The 20,445-nt window shown below is 63.7% G+C and carries 14 protein-coding genes; 11 read left to right on the top strand and 3 right to left on the bottom strand.

Annotated elements, in window-relative coordinates; all coding sequences use genetic code 11:
• Nucleotides 1-2: 2 nt before the first annotated feature.
• The 11 genes from V2L18_RS17230 to V2L18_RS17180 all read left to right on the top strand — a co-directional run bounded on the left by V2L18_RS17230 (nt 3) and on the right by V2L18_RS17180 (nt 13,756).
• Nucleotides 3-1,340: an amino acid ABC transporter permease gene (locus tag V2L18_RS17230; RefSeq protein ID WP_336179542.1), complete on the top strand. Its 1,338-nt coding sequence runs from the start codon at nt 3-5 to the stop codon at nt 1,338-1,340.
• 39 nt (nt 1,341-1,379) lie between these two features.
• Nucleotides 1,380-2,171, top strand: coding sequence for an amino acid ABC transporter ATP-binding protein (locus tag V2L18_RS17225; RefSeq protein ID WP_336179541.1), 792 nt, complete (start codon nt 1,380-1,382; stop codon nt 2,169-2,171).
• An 88-nt stretch (nt 2,172-2,259) separates the two neighbouring features.
• Nucleotides 2,260-2,604 carry a hypothetical protein gene (locus V2L18_RS17220; protein WP_336179540.1) on the top strand — a complete coding sequence of 115 codons (345 nt, stop codon included), beginning with the start codon at nt 2,260-2,262 and terminating at the stop codon, nt 2,602-2,604.
• A gap of 267 nt (nt 2,605-2,871) precedes the next feature.
• On the top strand, nt 2,872-3,858 hold the full coding sequence (locus tag V2L18_RS17215) for an ABC transporter permease (protein WP_336179539.1): 987 nt from the start codon (nt 2,872-2,874) through the stop codon (nt 3,856-3,858).
• 95 nt (nt 3,859-3,953) lie between these two features.
• A complete protein-coding gene (locus tag V2L18_RS17210) occupies nt 3,954-4,976 on the top strand; it encodes a sugar ABC transporter substrate-binding protein (protein ID WP_336179538.1) in 1,023 nt (340 codons plus the stop codon).
• Between the two features lie 147 nt (nt 4,977-5,123).
• Nucleotides 5,124-7,235 carry an SMP-30/gluconolactonase/LRE family protein gene (locus V2L18_RS17205; protein WP_336179773.1) on the top strand — a complete coding sequence of 704 codons (2,112 nt, stop codon included), beginning with the start codon at nt 5,124-5,126 and terminating at the stop codon, nt 7,233-7,235.
• The gene (locus V2L18_RS17200; RefSeq protein WP_336179537.1) at nt 7,232-8,308 is read left to right on the top strand and encodes a strictosidine synthase; all 1,077 of its coding nucleotides are present in this window, start codon (nt 7,232-7,234) and stop codon (nt 8,306-8,308) included. The genes V2L18_RS17205 and V2L18_RS17200 overlap by 4 nt, the downstream gene beginning before the upstream one ends.
• The gene (locus tag V2L18_RS17195; protein ID WP_336179536.1) at nt 8,305-9,810 is read left to right on the top strand and encodes a sugar ABC transporter ATP-binding protein; all 1,506 of its coding nucleotides are present in this window, start codon (nt 8,305-8,307) and stop codon (nt 9,808-9,810) included. The genes V2L18_RS17200 and V2L18_RS17195 overlap by 4 nt, the downstream gene beginning before the upstream one ends.
• 26 nt (nt 9,811-9,836) lie before the next feature.
• On the top strand, nt 9,837-10,964 hold the full coding sequence (locus tag V2L18_RS17190; protein WP_336179535.1) for a zinc-dependent alcohol dehydrogenase family protein: 1,128 nt from the start codon (nt 9,837-9,839) through the stop codon (nt 10,962-10,964).
• Between the two features lie 30 nt (nt 10,965-10,994).
• Nucleotides 10,995-12,491: an aldehyde dehydrogenase gene (locus tag V2L18_RS17185; RefSeq protein WP_336179534.1), complete on the top strand. Its 1,497-nt coding sequence runs from the start codon at nt 10,995-10,997 to the stop codon at nt 12,489-12,491.
• A 320-nt stretch (nt 12,492-12,811) separates the two neighbouring features.
• Nucleotides 12,812-13,756 carry a LysR family transcriptional regulator gene (locus tag V2L18_RS17180; RefSeq protein WP_336179533.1) on the top strand — a complete coding sequence of 315 codons (945 nt, stop codon included), beginning with the start codon at nt 12,812-12,814 and terminating at the stop codon, nt 13,754-13,756.
• A gap of 16 nt (nt 13,757-13,772) precedes the next feature.
• On the opposite strand, the gene V2L18_RS17175 is transcribed toward V2L18_RS17180, so the two are convergent.
• From V2L18_RS17175 to V2L18_RS17165, 3 genes are all read right to left on the bottom strand, one after another.
• Nucleotides 13,773-14,594, bottom strand: a complete 822-nt coding sequence (locus tag V2L18_RS17175) for a MaoC family dehydratase N-terminal domain-containing protein (RefSeq protein ID WP_336179532.1) — start codon at nt 14,592-14,594, stop codon at nt 13,773-13,775.
• Nucleotides 14,591-15,898: an MmgE/PrpD family protein gene (locus tag V2L18_RS17170; RefSeq protein ID WP_336179531.1), complete on the bottom strand. Its 1,308-nt coding sequence runs from the start codon at nt 15,896-15,898 to the stop codon at nt 14,591-14,593. Before V2L18_RS17170 ends, V2L18_RS17175 begins: the two co-directional genes overlap by 4 nt.
• A 212-nt stretch (nt 15,899-16,110) precedes the next feature.
• Nucleotides 16,111-20,388: a translocation/assembly module TamB domain-containing protein gene (locus tag V2L18_RS17165; protein WP_336179530.1), complete on the bottom strand. Its 4,278-nt coding sequence runs from the start codon at nt 20,386-20,388 to the stop codon at nt 16,111-16,113.
• Between the last annotated feature and the right edge of the window lie 57 nt (nt 20,389-20,445).

Below are 20,445 nucleotides of genomic sequence, written 5' to 3'. Positions count from 1 at the left end.
CAATGGCTGCAACCGACGTTCATTACGTCCGCACCGATCTGGCTCCGGTTCTGCCGCCGCCGCGGGCGACAGGCGGCTTGCTCGGCTGGATGCGGGAGAACCTGTTCTCCTCCATCGGCAACACGATCCTGACGCTCATCGGCGTCATGATCCTGTGGCTTATTTTTGAGCCGCTTATCAGGTTCGCGCTGATCGATGCCGTATGGAGTGGGGCGAACCGCGAGGCGTGTCTTGGTCATTCAGGCGCATGCTGGCCCTACGTGGCGGACTATTTCTCGCAATTCATCTATGGCCGATATCCGGTCGACGAACGGTGGCGGGTCGATATCGTCTTTGCCGCCTTCGCCTTCGGGCTTGTGCCGATGCTCGTTCCGGCCGCGCCCTTCAAGGCCGCCAATGTGGCCTACATGCTGCTGGTGTTTCCGGTCGGCGCCTTTGTCCTGCTGACTGGCGGGCACCTGAGCGTGTCCGGCTTTCTGCTGCCGGGCTTCGTGATGGAGCCGGGGCCATTGAAATACTGGGTCGACCTCGTCCTCCTCTTCGCGATCATCGCAGGGATCACATTCGGGCTGTCCCGTGTTTCCGACAACTCGCCCGTCCGGCCTCTCGCGATCGTGGGGGCGGTCTTTCTCCTCGCGGTCGTCATCTCTTTTGTCACGCAGGTCGATTTCGGCCTGAGTGAGGTGGAGACACCGGTCTGGGGCGGGCTGCTGGTGACACTGGTCATCGCGGTCACGGGCATCGCCGCCTCCCTGCCGCTCGGGATCGTTCTGGCACTCGGGCGACGCTCGGACATGCCGATCGTCCGTCTCGTCTCGATCGTCTTCATCGAGTTCTGGCGCGGCGTGCCTCTGATCACCGTGCTGTTCATGTCGTCGGTGATGCTGCCGCTGTTCCTGCCCGAAGGGGTGACCTTCGACAAGTTGCTGAGGGCTCTCATCGGCGTGGCGCTGTTTGCCTCCGCCTACATGGCCGAGGTCGTGCGCGGCGGTCTGCAGGCGATCCCGAGAGGGCAATACGAAGGCGCCCAAGCGCTGGGACTACGCTACTGGCAGATGATGGGGCTCATCATTATGCCGCAGGCCCTGAAGCTGGTCATTCCCGGTATCGTGAATACTTTCATCGGGCTGTTCAAGGACACCACGCTGGTGCTAATCATCGGGCTGTTCGATCTTCTGGGCCAGATCCAGTCGTCCTATACCGATCCGACCTGGGCGACGCCGACGCAAAGTCATACCGGTTATCTTTTCGCGGCGGCGATCTACTGGACTTTCTGCTTCTCGATGTCGCGCTATTCCATATTCATGGAAAAGCGGCTGCACACCGGGCACAAGAGATAACGGCCGGCGGGCCGGCAACCAACCTTTGAGGGTGAACACATGAGTGAAACGGCAGCCATGACCGCCGACGCCAAGCCGAAGATGGAAGTGTCCGAAACGGATGTCGCCATCGAGATCATCGGAATGAACAAGTGGTATGGCGATTTCCACGTCCTGAAGGACATCAACCTGAAAGTGATGCGGGGCGAGCGGATCGTCGTCTGCGGGCCGTCGGGCTCCGGCAAGTCGACCATGATCCGCTGCATCAATCGTCTCGAAGAGCACCAGAAGGGTCAGATCATCGTCGACGGGATCGAGCTCACCAACGACCTGAAGCGGATCGACGAGATCCGCCGCGAGGTTGGCATGGTGTTCCAGCACTTCAATCTCTTCCCGCACCTGACGATCCTGGAAAACTGCACGCTCGCCCCGATCTGGGTGCGCAAGATGCCGAAGAAGCAGGCGGAAGAGGTCGCCATGCACTATTTGGAGCGGGTGAAGATCCCCGAGCAGGCGCTCAAATACCCGGGCCAGCTTTCCGGCGGCCAGCAGCAGCGCGTGGCCATCGCCCGCTCGCTGTGCATGAACCCGCGCATCATGCTGTTCGACGAGCCGACATCGGCGCTCGATCCGGAAATGATCAAGGAGGTGCTCGACGTGATGGTGGGCCTGGCGGAAGAGGGCATGACCATGCTGTGCGTGACCCACGAAATGGGCTTTGCACGCCAGGTCGCGAACCGGGTCATCTTCATGGATGCGGGCCAGATCGTGGAAGAGAACGCCCCCGAGCCGTTCTTCACCAACCCGCAGCATGAGCGCACCCAGCTGTTCCTCAGCCAGATCCTGCACTGAGAAAGCCGCTGATAAGTCCCGATCGTATCCGGTAGATACTCAACTTCCGGATGCTCGTCTTTCGAAGACCGCTTATGCAAGTCTGCTCTTGAGTGAGTTGCATGGGGCGATTCTCAAGTTGTTTTCGAAAGGGCTGAATATGCGGTTTTTGAGGGGTGGCACGCGCGTGGTTGTCGCCGGGATTGGTATCGCGGCGGCATTTCTGCTTGCGGGATGCGTGACTGGCCGAAGTGGTCCCGATATTTCGAAATACGCTTTCATGTACACCGATTGCGTCCAGAAGAACGGTGGCAAGGTGACGTCGTTCAAAGTGAACGCAAATGGGGGGCATTCCCTCGCGTTCGACGACTTTCAGTCTGAAAACGACTATTCGGACGAGCAGTTGGCCGCCATGCGGGCATGCTACGAGCAGCGGGTCGCGGCCGCGAACTGACCGTTCCAAAGGGCTGTGTCGTCAGACCGCTCCATATCGTCGAGGCGTCAGGAGGGCCGCGTTTGCGCGGCCTTTTCCTTTGAGGCGGGAGCGCGGGTCGGCCCTGCTCCTGCGCGCCGCCCGGAACCGGGAAAAGGGGTATAGGGGGAGGCTATGGGCCTCAAAGGAAATTCGGATTAACGGCGAAGAACTTCCCTGACCGAGACTTCGGCCACGTCACGCTTGCACAAAAACAAGAGCGGACATCTTCTGGGGAGGGGATAAGTCATGCGGCTTTCGGCACGCCTTGGCGCGATGAGCCAGGAGCGGATCGTCTTTCTGATAACGATCTGCATGTTCGTGGTCTTCTCGCTGACGCTCGACAATTTTCTTGCCACCGACAACATTCTGGCACTTCTGCGCTCCGTCGCGGTCCTGGGCATTCTCGGGCTCGGAATGCTGGTGGTCGTGCTGGGGCGCGGGATCGATCTCTCCATGGTCGCCAACATGGCGATTTCGGTTGCCTGGACGATCCAGCTGGTAAGCGTCGGCATGCCGCTTGGCTGGGCGCTGACGACCGGGCTCGGTTTCTCGCTCGCCATGAGTGCGATCACCGGTGTGCTTGTCGCCTATGCCGAGATCCCGGCGATCTTCGCGACGCTCGCCATGGGAACGTTCATCTACGGTTTCGGCCGGGCGCATCTGATCACGGGTACCGACGTCGTGTACCTGCCGGCTGAATTCGACTGGGCGAGCGCGATCGGTCAGGGGAAGCTTGCCGGCATCCCGGTGCCGATCCTTCTTGCGATTGCGATGGCCATCATCGCCTACTTGTTCCTGCGGTATTCGAAGCTCGGCTGGAACATCTTCAACATCGGCGACAATCTGCCGGCGGCACGTATCACCGGCATTCCCGTGCGCCCGGTCATCGTCCTGAAATACGTGCTGAGCGGCGGGGCGGCCTATGTCGCGGGGCTGATCACGGCGACGGCCGTGCAGTCGATGAACACGCGCATGGTCAATTCCAACATGATCTATGACGTGATCCTGATCGTCGTGCTCGGCGGTGTCAGCCTGTCGGGCGGACGCGGCAGCGTGCGTAACGTCATCGTCGGCACGCTGCTCATTGGCGTGCTGGTCAACGGCATGACGATCATGGACATCCAGTACACCATCCAGAACGTCATCAAGAGCCTGATCCTGCTGGTGGCGATCGTCGCCGACAGCCTGATCAATCCGCGTGACGAACAGACCGGACAGCAGGGAGATATCTGACACGCGCGGTGCGTCCGATCGCCTTGGGAGGGGCGGGGCGTGCTTCGTCAAGCTGGCGGCCCGGCTGCACTGGGCCGCATTGGGAGGAAAGAACCATGAAATTGAATCGATTGAAGAAGCTGGCGTGTGCCGCCGTGGCCGCGCTGCCGTTGACCGTGGCCGCCGTCCACGCCCAGGAACCGAACGATCCGTTCCGCGGTCCCGCGCTTGAAGCGCTCAAGGGCAAGTGGATCGCCTATCTGCCGATTTCCGCCGGCTTCGATCTCGCCCAGGCCTGGGGCGGCGTGGTGAAGACGGAAGCCGAGCGCTACGGCATGAAGTTCACCATCCAGGATCCGAACTGGTCGACCGACGCCATGTCGCAGGGCATGACGTCGCTGATCGCGGAAAAGCCGGACGTCATCGTCACTCAGAACCCGGATACCCAGTCGCTCGCCCGCCTGATGATGCAGGCCCAGCGCCAGGGCATCACGGTCATCCAGCTCAACATGCAGGGCGCCGTCCAGACGGATGCGTTCGTCGGTCCGGATTTCATCGCGCTCGGCCGTCAGGTGGCCAACATGATGGTCTCGAAATGCGGCGGCGACAGCAATACCTCGCACAAGATCTCCATCGTGCAAGGCGTTCTGACCGGCGGCGTCTCCTACTTCCAGATCCAGGGCATCATGGAAGTGCTGAACGAACATCCCGAGATCAAGATCGTCTCCAGCCAGGCGGCCGACTGGGATGCCTCCAAGGCGCGCGCGGTGACGGAGACGGTGCTTCAGCAGAACCCCGATCTGTGCGGCATCATCGATGTCTGGGACGGGCAGGCGATCGGCACGGGCTCGGCGGTCAAGCAGGCCGGCATGTCCGACAAGGTCTATGTCGTGACCTCTGGCGGCGGCGCGAAAAGCACCTGCGATCTGCTGCGTGACGGCACCTTCTCGGCGGTCGTCAACTACGATGCTCCCGGCATGGGGCGCGATGCCTGGACCGCGATCATGGTCGCCATGCAGAATGGCGGCGGCGGCAAGATGAAGACGCAGATCTACTCGCCCAGCTTCGTGATGACGAAGGACAACGTGGACGAGGCCTCCTGCTGGAACCCGGAAAACTACGCCAAGCTGCTTCGCTAGCTTCGCAATTGCACGAGCGTTGTCGCGGGCCGGGAGGGAACAGCCCGCGGCAACGTGCGCCCCATCAGGCCATCCGGCCCATCAAAACAACAAGCACTACCACTCGGGGAGGGACGGCGCGTGTCGCTGGCAACGAACCTCAAGAAGATGCGCTATCGCTATTTTCCGGACCATGTTGTCGGGGAAATGCTGTCCAAGAACTGGATCGACAACGCGATCCCGTTCACGATCATGGTCGTCGTCGTGCTGGTCTTCGGCGCGCTTCTTCCCAACTTCTACTCGGCCAGTAATCTGGGCATTCTCGGACGCCAGTACGGTGAACTGGGGCTTGTCGTGCTGGCGATGACCACCGTCATTCTCGTCGGTGGCATCGACCTGTCGGTGGGCTCCAATTTCGCCCTCGGCAACTTCCTGATGCTCTACTGTCTGAACCTGGCGCATTTGCCGGTCGGCGTCTCCGCACTGATCGTCGTCGCCGTGTGCGGTGGCGTCGGCCTTATCAACGGCCTGCTGGTCGGATACCTGCGATTGCGCGCGTTCCTGACGACGCTGGTCACATTGATCATCGTGCGCGCCGTGGTCGATCTCCTGCTGCTGGAATATGCGCAGGACATGTCGATGAGCTTCTATTCCTCGACACTGTGGGACCTGATGGGCCTTGGCGGCCTCGGCCAGATCCCGTTCAGCTTTCTCGTCCTCGCGGTCATAGCCGTTATCGGCCATATCGTGCTGAGCCGGTCCGGTCCCGGCTGGCGGCTGCTCGCCATCGGCGGCTCGCGCCGGTCCGCCTACAACATGGGCCTGCCGGTGCGGCGCATCGTGTGTTCGGCCTATGTGGTGTCGGGCATGCTGGTGGGGCTTGCCGGGATTCTCTATGCCGCGCGGCTGTCAGGCGCCGGATCCGATACCGGCATGGGGCTGGAGATTTCAGCGCTGACTGCAGCGATCCTCGGCGGCAACAGTCTCGGTGGTGGCCGAGGGTCGGTCGCCAAGGCGCTTATGGGGGCGCTGACGGTGCTGGTGCTGACCAACGGCGTCCTGCGCCTCGGGCTGAACAGCGGCTCTGGTCCGATGGTGCTGGGCCTGGCGCTTCTCTTCGCCGTTTTCATAGACGTGCGCTGGCTGAAGAACCGGCACAAGCTCTTGAACAAGGTCTACGTCTCGCCGACTCTCATGGAGATGCCCGAACCGCGTTCCACCAGCGAAGGTCCGCTCACCGTCAACGACCGGCTGAGCGATGTCGAGGTGATCGCGCTCGGCGAGGTGGAAAGCCCGGAAGACGTCATTCTCGATGAGGACGACTACCTCTATTCCGGCTCCCGCCACGGCGACATCATCCGCTACGCTCCGCCCGACTACAAAACCCACGAGGTCTACGCCCATATCGGGGGTTCGCCGCTTGGGATGAGTTTCGATCAGGATGGCAACCTGCTCGTCTGCGTCGGCGGCATGGGCCTCTATATGGTGCGCAAGGCGGATCGCAGCGTTCATCTCGTTACCGATGAGACCAACCGTTCGCTCTTTTCCGTCGTTGATGACAGTCGGCTCCGGCTTGCCGACGATCTCGACATCGCCCCCGATGGCAAGATCTATTTTTCGGAAGCCACCATCCGGTACGAGATGCACGACTGGCCGGTCGATGCGCTGGAGAGCCGGGGCAACGGCCGCATCATCTGCTACGACCCGAAGACCAGGCGCACCCGTACGCTGATCCGCAATCTGGTCTTCCCGAACGGCGTCTGCACCTCCCACGATGGCAAGTCGGTCCTGTTTGCCGAAAGCTGGGGTTGCCGGATCAACCGATACTGGCTCGAAGGCCCGAAGAAGGGCCAGCTCGAAGTCTTGCTCGACCGTCTGCCCGGCTATCCGGACAACATCAACCGGGCGTCGGATGGCACCTACTGGGTGGCGATCATGGGCATGCGTTCGCCGGCGCTCGATCTGGCGCTGCGCATGCCCTCCTTCCGCCGCCGCATGGCGCGGCGTACGGCCGCCGATCAGTGGCTTTATCCCAACCTCAACATCGGCTGCGTCGTCCGTTTCGATGACAACGGCGAGATCCTTGAATCGCTGTGGGATCGCAAGGCCGCGAACCACCCGATGATCACCTCGATGCGCGAGCACAAGGGCTGGCTCTATCTCGGCGGCATCACCAACAACCGCATCGGCCGTATTCGGCTTGAGGGCCGTGACGAGAGCTGGAGCGGCTGGTCGAGCTACTGGCGCCCAACCAGGGCCAAGGGGAGGTCCGCGGCATGACGAACGCACTCTCCCGGTTCACCGATCGGCTCTTGGGGCGCGCATCGGCCGCCGTCACCGTGCCGGCACTCGACGGCGCGCTGAAACCCAACAACGTGCTGGAGGATCTTGCCCCCGGCATTGCGGGCGAGACGCCGGACAACGTCGTCATCTGGCAAGGCGCCCCGTTGTGGTCCGATGGACGGCGCCTAGTCACGCAGGACGGCATGCGTCTCGATCTCGGCTCGGCGGTCACGGCGCTGGCCGCCAATGGGAGCCGCCTTGCGGTTGCCACCCAGGAAGACGGGATGCACCTCCTTGATCTGGACCTGAGGGATGTCTCGCCGCAATGGACGCGGGCTGTCCGGAACATCACCGCTCTTGCTTTTGCCCCTGACGGCGGGCTGTGGTTCTGCATGGGATCCGCCCGCAATGCGCCGGAAGACTGGCGGCGGGATCTGATGGAGAAGAGCCGCTCCGGAGTTGTGGGGCGCGCCGACCCGGAAAGCGGCGATATTCTGATCCGCGCAGAACGTCTGGGCTATCCCAACGGCCTTGTCGTCGATCCTAACGGCGATGTCGTCCTCTCGGAGGCATGGTCGTCGCACCTGCTGAAAATCCCTGCCAGAGGCGGGGCGAATGAAATCGTGCTCGACGAGATTCCAGGCTATCCCGGCCGCATCGTGACGCGTGAAAAGGGCGGCTACTGGCTCTCGATCTTCGCGCCGCGCAGCCAGCTCATCGAATTCGTTCTGCGCGAGCCCGGCTATCGCAAGGCGATGCTGCGAGAGGTGGAGCCGCAATACTGGGTCGCTCCCGCCTACAGGAGCGGCGACAGCTTCATGGAGCCCTTGCAAGGCGGGGCATTGAAGCAGATGGGCATTCTGAAGCCCTGGGCGCCGACGCGTTCCTACGGGCTCGTCGTGGAACTCGATTCAAATTTCGTTCCTCTGCGAAGCTTCCACAGCCGGGCCGGCGGGCGGCGCCATGGCATCACATCTGCTGCCGAGGCGGGCGGCAAGCTCTGGCTGACCAGCCGCGGGGCCGGCGAGGTTCTGACGATTGATCTGGGCTCGGAGGGGGAAAGCGCATGACGACGACGCCGCTTGTCGAGCTTCGCGACGTGACGAAGGAATTCCACGGCAATCCTGCCATCAAGAACGTCAACTTTGAGCTCTATCCGGCTGAAATTCATTCGCTTTTGGGGGAGAACGGGGCGGGCAAGTCGACGTTGACCAAGATCATCGCCGGCGTCCACGAGCCCACTTCAGGCGAGGTGTTGTTCAACGGCGGAAAGGTGAATTTTGCCAATCCGCAGGAGGCCATGGAAAACGGCATCGCCATGGTGTTCCAGGAAACGAGCCTCGTGCCCTCGCTCACCGTCGCGCAGAACCTCGAACTTGGTAACGAAAAACTGCTCAGCCGCTTGAGAGGACTCTACATTTCGGCCCAGCAGTTTCTGCAGTCACTGAATTTCGACGTCGATCCAACGATGCAGGTCTCGCAATTGGGGGCGGCCCAGAAACAGATGGTCGAGATCGCCCGCGCCGTGCGCCACCAGGCCAAGGTCATCATCTTCGATGAGCCGACGGCGACGCTGACGCCGGAGGAAAAGCACCACTTCTTCGCGCTGGTGAACCGGCTGAAGAAGGATGGCGTGTCGATCATCTTCATCAGCCACGCGCTGGAAGAAGCGCTCGCGGTCTCCGACCGCATCACCATCCTGCGCGACGGCGAGCATGTGGTGACCGACGACGTCTCCGCCTTCGACCGCGACAGCATCATCCGACACATGGTCGGCCGAACGCTCTCGCACGAGATCTACGGCGAGGCGGGCGAGACGCGGCGGGCGCGGCCGATGGGGCGGCGGGTGCTTTCCGTCCAGAACCTCTCCATGGGCGGCATCGTGCGCAACACCTCGTTCTCGGTGTTTGAAGGCCAGATCACGGGTGTCTTCGGGCTGATCGGCTCGGGGCGGACGGAGACCTTCAAGATCATCTCGGGGGTGCTGAAGCGTGACTTCTTCCATGGCGGAGAGGTGCGGCTCAACGGCAAGCCGGTGCGTTACCGCGTTCCCCGGCCGGCGATCCACGACGGCATCGTCTACGTGACGGAGGACCGCAAGCTGGAAGGCTTCTTTGAGACCAAATCCATCGCGCAGAACATCTATTCCGGCCTTCTGGGCGCGGATCTGAACAAGGCACCGGTCATCAGCTACAGGGAAATGACGGAGCTGGCCGAAGTCTGGACGAAGCGGCTCAATGTCAAGGCGATCGACAACAATTCGCGGGTGATCGAGCTCTCGGGCGGTAACCAGCAGAAGGTCGTCGTGGCCAAGGCGCTGGTGCAGAAGCCGAAGCTGATCATTCTCGACGAACCGACGCGGGGCGTGGATGTCGGGGCGATTTCCGAGATCCACCATGTCATCAACGAGTTGGCCGACAGCGGCATGTCGGTCGTCGTCATTTCGTCCTATCTGCCCGAAATCCTGAAGCTCTCCGACCGTGTGCTGGTCTATCGTCTGGGACGCGTGGTTGAGGAGTTCTCGGTCGAGGAAGCCACGGAAGAGAAAATCATGTACGCGGCGGTTCACTGAGCCGGATCGCGAAGGGAGGAATTTTCATGAAGATCAAGGCTGCGGTTCTTGAGGAGATCGGGCGTCCAGGCCCCTATGCGGAGACCCGCCCACAGACGATCGGCGAGATCGATCTGGAGGGCCCGCGCGAAGGCGAGGTGCTGATCAAGATCGCCGCCGCCGGACTTTGCCATTCCGATCTGTCGGCCATCAACGGCGACCGGCCCCGCCAGCTGCCGATGGTGCTCGGCCACGAGAGCGCCGGCGTCGTTCAGGCTGTCGGGCCGGGTGTCGACCAGTTCGAGCCGGGCGATCACGTCATTACGGTCTTCGTGCCGAGCTGCGGCCACTGCGCGCCGTGCCGTTCCGGTCGGCCGGCGTTGTGCGAGCCGGGCGCGGCCGCCAACGGCAAGGGCGAACTGATCGGCGGCGGCACGCGCCTTTCCCGTGACGGCCAGCCCGTCTACCACATGACGGGCGTTGCCTGTTTTGCCGAGTACGCGACGGTTTCGCAGAACTCCATCGTCAAGATCGCCTCGGACATTCCGCTCGACGTCGCCGCGCTGATGGGCTGCGCGGTGCTGACGGGGGCGGGCGCCGTATTCAATACGGGCGATGTGAAGCCCGGCTGCTGCACGGCCGTCGTGGGTCTCGGCGGCGTCGGGCTTGCCGCGGTCATGGCGGCGCGCGCGGCGGGCGCCGACAAGATCATCGCCGTCGACCGACTGCCGGAAAAGCTGAAGATCGCGAAGGAACTCGGCGCGACGCACGCGGTCAATTCGGCTGAAGAGGGAGCGCTGCAGGAGGTGCGCGACCTCACATCCGGCGGTGTCGATACGGCGATGGACTTCACCGGAAACGTCCACGCGCTCCGTTTTGCCTATGACGCCACGCGTCGCGGCGGGGCGACGGTGACGGCTGGGCTTCCGAACCCCAAGGCGATGCTGGAAATTCCAGCGGTGAGCCTGACGGCCGAGGAACGCACGCTGAAGGGCAGTTATCTCGGCTCCGGCGTGCCGAGCCGCGATATCCCGCGCTTCCTCGCGCTCTATGCGCAAGGTCGCCTGCCGGTGGACCGCCTGATGACCCACAAGATCCGTCTGGAGGACATCAACAAGGGCTTCGACCGTCTGCACGCGGGCGAGGCGATCCGTCAGGTCATCACGTTCGACTGAGCCACAAGAAACAACAAGAGGGAGGACGACATGGAGCGTATCCGGCAGCGCCAGAGCTACAAGTGTTTCATCGGTGGTGCATGGGTGTCGGCCGCGTCGGGCCGGACGTTTGAGACCGACGATCCATTCACCGGTGAGGTCTGGGCGGATATTCCCCGCTGCGATGCCGAGGATGTCGACCGTGCGGTAGCTGCAGCGAACCATGCGCTGGAGAAGGGCGAATGGGCGACGATGCACCCGTCCGCCCGGGCCCGGCTCATGCACCGGCTTGCCGACCTGCTGGAGCGCGATGCCGATCATCTGGCCCGCATCGAGGTCCAGGACAACGGCAAGCTCTACGCCGAGATGCGCGGCCAGACAGGCTATATCCCGAACTGGTTCCGCTATTTCGCGGGGCTCGCCGACAAGATCGAGGGCGCGGTCATCCCGATCGACAAGCCGGACATGTTCACCTACACGAGCCATGTGCCGGTGGGCGTCGTCGCTGCGATCACGCCGTGGAACTCGCCGCTGCTGCTGACCACATGGAAACTGGCGCCAGCACTTGCCGCCGGCTGCACGGTGGTGCTGAAGCCGTCCGAATTCACTTCCGCCTCGACGCTCGAATTCTGCCGGCTGATCGAGGAGGCCGGCTTTCCGGCAGGCGTCGTCAACGCCGTGACCGGGTATGGTGCGGAGGTTGGCGCGCCGCTGACCGAGCACAGGCACGTGCACAAGGTCGCCTTTACCGGCGGCGATGCCAGCGGCCGCCACATCGCGCGCGCCGCGATGGGCACCTTCAAGCGCCTGACGCTGGAGCTTGGCGGCAAGTCGGCCCAGCTCGTCTTCCCCGATGTGGACGTGAAGGCGGCGGTGCGCGGGGTCGTGTCCGGCATTTTCGCAGCCACCGGCCAGACCTGCATCGCCGGCTCGCGCGTGCTGGTGCATGAGAGCATCCACGACGCCTTCGTCGAGGAATTCGTCGCGCTGGCGAAAACCGCAAGGATCGGCGATCCGATGGACGCCGCGACGCAGGTCGGCCCTGTCACCACGAAGCCGCAGTTCGAGCGGATCCTCTCCTGTATCGACATGGCGAAGAAGGAAGGCGCTGAGTGCGTGCTTGGCGGAGGCCCTTCCGCGCGAGCCGAATGCGGGGACGGGCGCTTCATCGAGCCGACGGTCTTCACCGGCGTCGTCAATTCCATGCAGATCGCCCAGCAGGAGGTGTTTGGTCCCGTCCTGTCGGTCATTCGCTTCTCTGATGACGAGGAAGCCTACGACATGGCCAACGATACCGACTATGGCCTGGCCGCAGGCGTTTGGACGAAGGACCAGCGGCGCATGTTCCGGGCGGCGAAGCGGCTGAGGGCCGGCAACATCTGGACCAACTGTTACCGCGCGGTCTCCTACATGGTGCCCTTCGGCGGCTTCAAGTCCTCCGGCATCGGCCGTGAGAGCGGACAGGAGGCGATCAACGAATATCTGGAAACCAAGTCGATCTGGATGGACTACGGCGACGGTCCCGCCAATCCGTTCGTCATGCGGTAGGCGAGGGCGCGCGCATCGATCGATCTCTCCGCCGTTATCACCCGGCGCAGTCCGGGTGATCCCGCGTTCTCAGCGCATGCCGCAACCGGAAGTGGATTGCCCGGATAAAGCCGGGCAATGACGGAGGAAAGAGCGGGGCGCCAGGCTTTATAACGTGGCGCGTTGCGAGCGCTGCCTGCACCCGCACGCGTCAGGACGATAATAAAACACCCCCTTTGGAGAATCCTGCGTGTATTGTCGTTCTTCGGAACGAGTCAAACGGACCGTTTTCCGTCGGGCAGGTTCCCGGCCGCGATTCCGCAGGAGCGAATGCAGACGTCTTGAATATCCGCCAACTTCGCTATTTCATCGCCATCGCCGAGGCGCGCTCGCTCTCGGCCGCAGCGCAAAAGATTGGCGTGGCGCAACCCTCGCTGTCCCAGCACCTCATCAACATGGAAGAGGAACTGGGCGTGCGGCTGGTTGACCGCTCGCCACGCGGATCCGTGCTGACGCCTGAAGGGCGGGTCCTGCTGCGCCATGCCTACGACATCTGCAACAGCCTTGAGCGATGCATTAGCGAGATCCGGGATCTGGGTCTGGTCGTTCAGGGAACGGTCAAGTTCGGCATGCCGCCCTCGGTTTCCATGGTCATGTCCGTGCCGCTGGCCGAGACGGTTCGCATCGAGCTGCCATCCGTGCGTCTGCGCGTGAGCGAGGCCATGAGCGGCTTCATCAAGACCTGGATCGATGACGAGACGGTCGAGATCGGTTTTCTCTACGACCTGAAGGGCAGCGAGCATCTGCACGCCACGCACGTGCTGAACGAACACCTCTATTTCTTCTCCGCGCCCGATGCCTGGCCGCTTTCCTCGCCACCCGGCGCTCCGGTTCGAATGCGCGATCTGGAAGGACTTGAAATGGTTCTTCCGGGCGAGCCGCATGGCCTCAGGCGCATCGTCGAGGTCTATGCCGCAAAATCGGGCGTGTCGCTCAATGTGGTGACCGAGCTCGACGCGATGACCCAGATCAAGGAACTGGTCGCGCGCGGCTCCGGCTACACGATCTTCGCCCCGGCTGCCGCACACGATTTCGTCACGGCGCGCAGGCTGGTAAAGGCGCCGGTTGTCGACCCGGTCATATCGCGGCCCGTCTATCTCGTTCGCAATCCGGCCAAGTCGATGACGCGCGCCTGCGCGGAGGTCGAGGCCATCACGATCAAGGTCGCGCGCGACATGGTCATGCGCGGCGTGTGGGAAGGCGAGTTGGTCTCGGCCCCCGAATAACCGATGGGGCCTGTCGTCAGGTGGCGTTCGCCTGCATTGTCGTCACGTTCGTATCGCCGTTTCGCACGCGCAGCTCCAGCCGGTCGTCGCCCTTGCGCGCCTCCACGATGGCCGGTGCGCCGCAGATAAGCGGGGAGAGGCCGCGGTAGGCGAAGGTGCGCGGCGGACGGCCAAGAAGGCTGGTCGCCATGTTCTGCATCCAGGTTGCCTGCAACGGGCCGTGCACGACGAGGCCCGCATATCCCTCCACGCCCGTCGCGTAAGGGTGATCGTAATGGATGCGGTGACCGTTGAAGGTCAGGGCGGAATAGCGGAACAGAAGCGTCGAGGTCGTCTCCACCGTCGCCTGCCGAACCGTTTGCCAGGCGTCTGCCTGTGGCGGTGCCGGCTGAGGCTTTGCGGGATCGGGATCGTCGCGGTAGACGATCATCTGCTTTTCCCGGATGCGCGTTGCGCCGCCCGCGCTGTAAACGTGTTCCACCGTCACGAAGCCGAGATCGCCGCTGCGCCCGCTCTTGAAGCGGATGTCGGTGATTGTTGAGACTCGGGTGACGGTGTCGCCGGTCCTCAATCCTTCCGCGATCGTCATTTCGCCGCTCGCCCACATGCGGCGCGGAAGCGGCAGTTTGGGCAGGAACAGGCCGGTCCTCGGATGGCCGTCGCGGCCCAGATCGGCCGATGGATAGGCATCCGGCGCAAGACACCAGTGAACGCCCGGCAGGTCGTCCCCATCGGCCAGCATCGCATCCAGCGTCAGCCGGTAGTGTTCGGCGAGCCGTTCGCTGACCGTATCCGTCGCCGTGCGCTCAAATCCGATCCACTCGTCGTAATCGCTCATGCTGCATCTCTGATGATATGTCCGATCGCACCCGCATCCATGTCGTCAAGATCGTGGATCAGGGCTTGCAAGGCACCCGCCTCGGTGCCGATGAGGGCCTTCGCCTTGGCCAGAAGCTTCTCTTCCAGCACGTCCGCAGGCAGGGGGCGCGCAAGATCGTGTGCGAAGGCGAGCGTCTCGCCGTCCCGCATCTCGATTTCGCCCGCAGCCTGCATGTCATCGATGCCTTCGTCGGCAACGACCTCGACGCGCCGGGCGAAGTCTGCGAGTGACGGGTCGGCCGCGAGCGCGTCCGTATAGACGGTATCGACCCCGGTCGCACGATCATCGACAACCATGCCCGCAAGCCAGCGGTAGCTGAATTTGACTTCGAGCCCCGTCGCGGGCGCGGGAATGTCGCAGACCCTCAGCCAGCGCGGATTTGTCCGCAAGGTGATGCGCTCGACGGTCTCGAGGGACGCCGGGTGCGCGGCGAACGTGTCCAGAAGCCCCTCGATCATCGCGTGGGTGCCGTGGCAACACGCGTGGAACTTGTATTTCACGTCATCGAAGAGAAAGGCGGAGACGGGCGCGAGGTCCGGCACGGCCGCATCCGTATGGGTGGGGAGGAAACCCTGGGGGCCGTTCAAGCCATCAGCACAGGAAGTGAAGCCCATCCGCGCCAGGCTCGCGCATTCGATGCCATTGGAGGCGGCGATGCCGGCATTGTAGGGCTTGCCCATCGTTCCGAACTGCGACTTCAGCCCGGAGGCGCGCGTGGCGCATAGACCGATCGCGGCCCGCGTCTGCTCCCGGTTAAGGCCATAAAGTCGGGCGGCGGCGATCGTTGCGCCGAAGGCGCCTGCCGTCGCTGTCTGATGAAAGCCGCGGTTGTAGTGCGCCGTGCCGAGCGCGACACCGATCCTTATCGCGGCCTCCGCACCGGCCAGAAAGGCTTCGACCACGCTCTGTCCGTCGGCCCCCGTTTCCTCACCGACCGCCAGCGCGGCGGGGTAGATCCCTACCGAGAGATGGCCCACGTGCGCGAAATGGGTGTCGTCGTAGTCCAGCGCATGGCTGGTGGCGCCGTTGACCAGCGCGGCCATGCGGGCCGGATACCGTCCGCCTCCGAAGATCGACGCGGAAGGATGCCCGCCTTCGTGGACCGCCAGTTCGCGCAGCTTCGCCGAAAGCGGCTCGCGTGTGCCGGCCCGGCCGCAGACGGCCCAGTCGAAAAGCGAAAGACGGGCGAGCCGCAGGCTGTGCGGCGGCATCTGCGAACGCGGAAGGGTGCCCAGGTCGAGCACCGTCTCGATGAGGCTCACGTCTTTCCCCCTCGTGTCGTCGCCTCTGTCGGGCTCGGTGCCGACGCGCGATCTTGTGAGCGATAAACCCTGTTGCGCGAAGACTAGGGGGAAAGGCGGCGCCACCGGGCATAGAAAAATTCTATGGCGGGTTGCGCGAGAGCCTATCGACCGGGCGCGTGCCGACCCGAGTGGTCTCCGGCCCGCTTGAGGCCGGAGACGGTTCGAGAACCTCAGTATTCCTTTTCGAAATAGATGCCCGCCTTCGAATTTCCGTCCTCACCGACCTCGCCGCGTGCCCGCAGCGTCTTGTTGATGTCGAGGTCGATCGTGACGCGACCGGAATCGGAGGCTGTTCCCTGCTGAACTCCCAGCCGAAGCTTGTCGCCAATATTCTTGCCGAGATTGACGGACGTATTGTTTTCCTCGTCCGTGGTCAGGTTGATGCTGTCCACGCCGAGGCTCTGGCGCAGCCGGTCGAGCGGATCGTTGCCGCCGAGCGTCGCGACCGCGCTTGCCAGCTGGGCGATCTGTCCGGCTGACAGGTTCGACAGGCTTTGTCCGAACAGGAGCTGGGCGAGGATCTCATCCTGCGGCATTTCCGGCGACGACGAGAAGGTGATCTTCGGATCGGATGCATTGCCTGTGACAGAGACGGTCACCTCCGCTTCCGAGGTCGAGGTCGTTGCCGCGAAATCGAGGCGCGGATCGAAGCTTCCGAGGAAGCTGATCGTGCCCTTTGTGAACGTCAGCTGGCGCGAGAGAACGCCGAGCGTGCCCCTGCGCAGGGTGAAGCCGCCGGAGGTCACCGGTGACGCGCTCGTGCCCTTGATCTGGACCGTTCCGCCAAGTTCTGCCTGCAGACCACGACCGCGCACGAAGATCTGACCGGGCGCCTGAACCGCCAGGTCGAGTTGAATGGCGCCGCCGCCGCCACTGTTGCCGCCTTCTTCGCCGTCCAGTTCACGTGTCTGCTGGCGCACATCGGCCGGAGCGTTGACATGTTTGACTGAAAGCGGGGAGATCTTTCCGGCAATCGTCTCCGGAATGGTGATGTCTGTCCGCTTCAGCAGGATCTTGCCGGAAAGGGCGGGCGAGCCGGCAAGTGGCCCGACGAATTTCAGGTCGGCATCGAAATTGGCCTTGACGATCGCCCCGTCCTGATACGTGCCGTTCTTGATCGTCAAGGAGAAATCGGCGGGCATGCCCTGGCCGAGCCCAAGGGTGCCGCTGCCTGACAGCGCGCCGCCGCCGAGCTCGCCGGAAAGCGACGTCACTTCCAGCTGTTGCGGAGAGAAGCGGGCATTGACGTTCAAGGACTTGATGGTCACGCCCGTGTCGAGCCCGACCGCGGTGAGGCCCGAGCCGGAGATCGTGCCGCCGTATTGCGGTTGTGCGATCGTGCCGCCGATCGTCATGTCGAGATTGGCGGTGCCATCGAGCCGGAGGCCGGCATTCAGCAGGCGGCGCTGCGCGAGCGAAAGCGGCAGCGCACCGGCGACCTTCATGTCGAGCGCGGCCGGCTTCGCGCCAAGGTTGACCGAGCCTTTGGCCGTCAGCTGGCCACCTCCGATGGAGGCCACCGTGGTCTGGGTAATCCGCTTGTTTTCGTAGCGCCCGTCGCTCTTCACCGTCATCGCAGGCAGATTGTAGGCTGCGATCTGGGCGGCGCTGGCTCCGGACCACGTGAGATCCCACGTCGCCTTCGGATCAGAGGCGGCACCGGTGGCCTGAGCTTTGCCCGACAGGGTGCCCTCCAGCCCGAGGCCGGGGGAGACCGCGTCAGCAAGACGAACCGGAACGGCATCGAGACGCACGTCGACATCGAGCTCCGACCCGGCCTTGCCTGAAACCGCCACCGTGCCGTTGCCAAGCGTCAGCACCACGTCCTGCAGGTTCGCCGTGCCATTCTCGACAAGGATCTTCGTCTGTTTGCCGAGCCCGGTTTCAAGTCCCTTCCAGGAGCCGCCGGCTTTGGCAAGATTGATCGCGAAGCCGTCGTCCTCGGGGCTCAGCGAGCCATCAAGCTCCAGATTTCCGTCATCAAGCGTTGCCTTTGCGGAAAAGTCCGTCACGTCCCCGTCGTGGTTGGCGCGACCGGAAAGGCTGGTGACGGTAATTCCACCCTGATGAATATCGCGTGCCGTCACGGTGCCCTCGATGCGCGGGGTCGCGAGCGGATCGGTGACGGTCGCGTCCAGATCGGCTGCGGCGATCGTCAGATCGGCGCGCTTGAGGCTCTTTGCCCGAACCGAGATGCGGGCGGTATCGACATTATCTGTCCGGGCAATGTTCACATGCGCGGAGAGCGATCCCGCCAGATCCTGCAGGAGGAGGGGAGCTATTTCGGAGAGATCCGGCGCGGTCAGATCGATCGCGCCGCTCGGGCTGCCATTGGCATCAAGAGCAAGATGACCGGCAAGGCGGGTGCTTGCGGCGTCTACGGTAATGTCGTTGAGGTGGCGCGTGCTGTCCGTATCGCTCACCAGAGTGGCGGAGGCCGAAAGCGGCTGGCCGCGGAACCTGGCATTGAGTTCGGCCTGGCCCTGCGGGCGTCCCTCCGGCGCCGTGCCCTTGACGGTGGCGATAAGTCCCTCGACCGCTTCGCCCTGCATGAGGAGCCGATCGCTTTCAAGACGCGCATCGAGTTCGGGCGAGGCAAGGGTGCCCGAGACACTCGCCTGAAGGGTCAGCGGCCCCGAAACGCGTTCATCGAGAGGTTTCAGGTCCAAAACGCGGATCGAGGCTTCACCTGAAATGGTGTCGAGATCGGTCTTGCCCGAGGCCTCGGCTTCGAGCCCCGAGCCGGAAAGGGTTGCATCCGATAGCTCCATCATGCCGGACTCCGCGCGGGACACGGTCGCGGTCAGGTTCGTCTCGCCGGTCAGGAGCGCGCTCAGGCGCTCGTCGTCCGTTTTGAGGTTTGCGGCCATGGCGCGGAGCTTCAGCGTCCCGGTTTCGCGTGTCGGATCTCCCTCGATATTGACATGCACCCGTGCATCGCCACCAAGAGGGCGTTGGATCAGGCCGGAGAGTGCCGCCATGTCGGGAACCTGGATGTCCCCGGCGAATTTCGCGTCATTCGGGGCATAGGTCCCCGAAAGGGTCGCGGCGGCGACTGCGGTGCGAAGTTCAAGGCCCTGAAGGTCGAATGCGGAGCCGGCCTTGAGCGTGCCTTCGGCAGCGAGGTGTGCCGGCCCGGTCAGCGGCTTGAGGTCGGCTGACGCGAGCGCGCCCACATTGGCATCGACCTTCACAGATATCGGCACGTTCAGGCTCGCCGGGCGCAAATCGGCTTCGTTGCCTTCTGCGCTGAACGAAAGCGCGTCGAGCCGTCCTTGAGAGGCGGAGAGGCCGGTCCCCTTCAGTGTCGCATGCCAGTTCGCAGCCGAAAGCGTACCGGTGGCGCGGGCTGCAAGCTGGAGAGTGTCCGCGGACAATCTGGAGGCGTCTTCGCCCCAGCTTGCCGGGCGCTGCAGATTGCCCTCCACCTTTGCCGAAAGCTCTCGACTGGTTTTGTCATAGCTGCCCGTTGCCGAAAGGGTGAGCGCGTCCGAGGTCATGTCGAAATGGCCGCCGAGCGGCGTGTAATCCTCGGCCAGGTTCGCAATTCCCTTCACATGAAGGGAGCCGGCCAGCACGTCACGCATCGCCGGCGGCAGGATATCGGCAAGTGCCCCGTCGAGCGCCAGGGCGAGTTGTCTGTTGGCATCGTCCCGCGTCAGGTCGAGCCGGCCCGTAACCGTCTGGCGCTGGTTGAGGGCCACCGAAAGGCGACCATGCCAGGAATCGAGCCGGCCTTCGCCGGAAAGCGTCGCGTCAACGGCGGGAAGCGCGTCGATGCGCAGCAAGCGGGCGATCAGCCCGCCTGCCGGTTCCGATGCGCGCAGGTCGATGCGCAGGAAGGGATTGTCCTGCACATAGCCGACGGCGGCGTCGAACCGGCCGGAAATGTCGTCGTCGCGCTCCACATGGATCGCCGCCTCGACGATCGCCGGCTCCGCGCGCAGGCGGACGCTGGCTCGGGCGGCCAGTCGCACCGGGGTGCCTGCGACGGGTGCCGCGAGTTGGACTTCGTCGAGGACGATCTGAGGAATGTCGACATCCACCGGCAGTCCGCTGCCCTGCGAGGCTGTCTCCGAGCTAGTATCTTCATCGTCGGCCGGCGTTTCCGGCCGACGGGCGACGTCGATCTCCTCCACGCGGACCGAGCCGATTGAAAGCCGCCCCTTGAGCAGCGCCAGCGGCGACCACGCGGCACGGATGCCGTTGGCCTTGAGCCAGGTTCCGGCGGTGTCTCCAACCGCGAGCGAACCCGCGTGGATCGTACCGTCCCAATCGACGCGCAAGGCTTCGAGTTCGACGGAGCGCCCTTCGACCGTGAGCGCCTGCGAGATCTTGCGCTGCGCGAAGGTGCGGGCGGCATCCGTCTGCAAGGCGGCAAGCAGAGCGACGGGTGCCAGCACGACGAGACACAGCAGTGCGGCGATGACAATGAGGATACGGCGCATGGTTCCCTTCAGCCGATGAGTCGCCACCACAGTTTATCAGGCCCGGGGCGCCTTATG

Source organism: Breoghania sp. JC706, from assembly GCF_037026715.1.
Classification (GTDB): Bacteria; Pseudomonadota; Alphaproteobacteria; order Rhizobiales; family Stappiaceae; genus Breoghania.
The sequence above is the reverse complement of the archived record's forward strand: the minus strand, read 5'-3'. Positions and strand labels throughout refer to the sequence as shown.